Source organism: Streptacidiphilus anmyonensis, assembly GCF_000787855.1.
Taxonomy (GTDB): domain Bacteria; phylum Actinomycetota; class Actinomycetes; order Streptomycetales; family Streptomycetaceae; genus Streptacidiphilus; species Streptacidiphilus anmyonensis.
The window spans coordinates 20,211-23,560 of the sequence record NZ_BBPQ01000094.1; the positions used below are offsets into that span (position 1 = coordinate 20,211).

A 3,350-nucleotide genomic window follows, 5' to 3' on the forward strand; every position below is an offset into this window, starting at 1 on the left:
CGGGGACGGGTGGGCGGGGAAGCCGCGATCGCCGGGCCCCGCGTCGACCGGCCGTCACAAGGGCCGGTCAGCCCCTGCGGCAGGCGGTCGAAGGGGGCGGGAGGGAAGGAACCGGACGAGACGGCGACGATTGATCGCAGTCAAGCCGGGACATTACGGACAGTCAAGAACCGCACACGCACCGCGCCGTCCTGCACGTCCGACCGGGTGAACGTCACGGACGGCCGGGTGCCCGCGCATGCTGCTGCGCGTGATCCTGATGGAACTTGTTGACTCATGCTCATTTCACCTTCATATTGAGCAGAGTTCAACGAAACTCCCCACCCTCACCCTCACCCTGGAGACGATCCATGGGTCACCGAAGCCTGCCCTCCTTCTGCCGCGTCGCCCTCGGCGCGGCCCTCGCCCTCACCGGTGCGCTGGGCGCCCTGGCCACCGCTCCCGGCGCCCGAGCCGCGACCTCGACCACCACCGCCATCAGCGTCGACGGCTCGAAGCCCGGCCTGGTCTTCGACGGCGTCGGCGCGATCTCCGGCGGTGGCGGCAACTCCCGCCTGCTGGCGGACTATCCGCCGCGCCAGCGTGACCAGCTGCTCGACTACCTGTTCAAGCCCGGCTACGGCGCCGCGCTCCAGACGCTCAAGCTGGAGATCGGCGGCGACACCAACTCCACCGACGGCGCCGAGCCCAGCATCGAGCACACCAAGGGCGTGGTCGACTGCGACAACGGCTACGAGTGGTGGCTGGCGGAGCAGGCCCAGGCGCGCAATCCGAAGATCAAGTTCTACGGCCTGGCCTGGGGCGCGCCCGGCTGGATCGACGGCGGATCGGGGAACTTCTGGTCGCAGGACACCATCGACTACCTGATGTCCTGGATGGGCTGCGCCGCCCAGCACCACCTGACCGTCAGCTACCTCGGCGGCTGGAACGAGCGCGGCTTCGACGCCACGTGGTACGAGCACCTCAAGGCCGCGCTGGTCTCCCACGGCTACGCCGCCACCAAGGTCGTCGCCGCGGACAGCGACTGGTCGGTGGCCGACGCCATGACCACCGATCCGGCCTTCAAGAAGGCCGTCGACATCGTCGGCGTCCACTACCCCTGCGGCTACCTCGGCTCCTTCACCTCCTGCCCGAGCACCGCGAACGCGCAGGCGCTCGGCAAGCCGCTCTGGGCGAGCGAGAACGGATCCGAGGACGCGAACGCCGGCGCCCCCGCGGTCGCGCGCGCCATCAACCGCGACTACATCGACGGCCGGATGACCTCCTACATCAACTGGCCCGTCATCGCGGCGCTCTACCCCAACCTGTTCTTCTCCTCCGACGGTATGTCGATCGCGAACCAGCCCTGGTCCGGCAGCTACTCCATCGGCTCGACCACCTGGGTCACCGCGCAGACCACCCAGTTCGCCCAACCCGGCTGGCGCTACGTCGACGCCGCCAGCGGCTACCTCGGCGGAGACCGCGCCGACGGCAGCTACGTCACGCTCAAGTCCCCGGACCAGAGCGACTACAGCACGGTCATCGAGACCATGGACGCCACCGCCGACCAGACCGCGAGCTTCAGCGTCAGCGGCGGGTTGTCGACGGGCGAGGTCCACGTCTGGGCCACCGATGTCGACTCGACCGACCCCGCCGCCTGGTTCGTCCACACCCAGGACGTCACCCCGAGCCACGGGCGCTACACCCTCACCCTGAAGCCCGGCTACGTCTACACCGTCACCACGACCACCGGCCAGGGCAAGGGAACGGCCACGCCGCCGGCCGCCGCACCGCTCGCACTGCCCTACGCCGACGACTTCGAGAAGCCGGCCACCACGACCTCCCCGCAGTACTTCACCGACATGAACGGCGCCTTCCAGACCGTCCCGTGCGGCGGTGGCCGCGCCGGGACCTGCCTGCGCCAGATGGCGGCGAGCACCCCGATCCGCTGGACCGACGAGCCCTACGACGCCCCCTACACCATCATGGGCGACGGCGGTTGGACCAACTACACCGTCAGCGCCGACACCCTCTTCGAGCAGGCGAGCACGGTCGAACTGCTCGGCCGGGTCAACCAGCAGGGGTGCAACAACAACGGCCTGAACGCCTACCACCTGCGCGTCTCCGACACCGGCGCCTGGTCGATCGACAAGAGCGACACCGCCTGGCACTTCACCACCCTCGCCTCCGGCACCACCGCCGCGCTCGGCACCGGAACGTGGCACAGCGTCGCGCTCACGATGCAGGACACCACCCTGACCGCGACCGTCGACGGGCGCGTCGTGGGCACCGCCACCGACGGCAGCTTCACCAACGGCCAGGCCGGCCTCGGCGTGACCGGCTACCAGACCGACGAGTTCGACGACTTCTCCCTCACCCCCGGGACCCCGGGCCCCTCGCACGTCGGCCCGATCAGCTCCGCCCTGCCGGGCAAGTGCGTCGACGACGCGGGTGACTCCGCCGTCGACGGCACGGCGGTGCAGCTGTGGGACTGCACCGGCGGCAGCTCGCAGGTGTGGACGTGGTCCAACGGCAGCCTCACGCACGACGGCAAGTGCCTCGACGTCACCGGCCAGGGCACCGCGAACGGCAGCCAGGTCGAGCTGTGGACCTGCAACGGCGGCTCCAACCAGCAGTGGACGCCGCAGCCGGACGGCAGCCTGGTCGGCGCCCAGTCGGGCCGCTGCCTCGACGACCCGGCGGCGTCCACCGCGAACGGCGCCCGGCTGGAGATCTGGGACTGCAACGGCGGCGCCAACCAGCAGTGGAAGCTGCCCTAGCGTCGGCGCGAAGCTCCGCTCCCCGGGCCTGTTCCCGGGGAGCGGAGCTTCGGCTTCGTGGTCGGTCAGGAGGCGCGCCAGCCGCCGAAGCCGCCTTCGCTGGGGCCGCCGGGCGTGCCCGAGCCGCCGAATGGAGCACCTGGGACTGGGCGTTCTTGAGCCGGGACGGTAGAAATGCCGACTGAACGACTCATGAGGCTTGAATGAGAGAAGAGTCAACGCAGCATATGACGTGAATATGCGAATGGTCACGGGCCGGCAACGAAGCATTCTGTGCGGATGATATGAAAACCCGTCCCTATGTTTTGCTGACCATCACTGACGGGTCTCCGCAGTTTACGGATCAAGTAACAGTGGCGAGTTCTGCGAGGTCAGTGGGGTCCGGCTCGGGCATGGTCGGATTCTCCACCTTGATCAAGGCGGGGAATCGGCACGATCCGAATCCGGGAACCATTTATGACGCCCCATCAGGCCCAAGCGCAAGTAGCACCGCCGGACCTACGAAGCGTCGACGGGCGGATAGCGACACTGCGAGTCGCGCAACCACCCGAGGCACGCACGTTGTTGGACATCCTCGGCGCGTCGGCGCGA

Annotated in this window: 1 protein-coding gene; it reads left to right on the plus strand. The window is 69.0% G+C overall.

The window, feature by feature from the left end:
- The first annotated feature begins 350 nt into the window (after positions 1-350).
- Complete coding sequence (locus tag TR50_RS39030; RefSeq protein WP_084701753.1) at positions 351-2,759, plus strand: ricin-type beta-trefoil lectin domain protein; 2,409 nt, start codon at positions 351-353, stop codon at positions 2,757-2,759.
- Positions 2,760-3,350 lie beyond the last annotated feature (591 nt).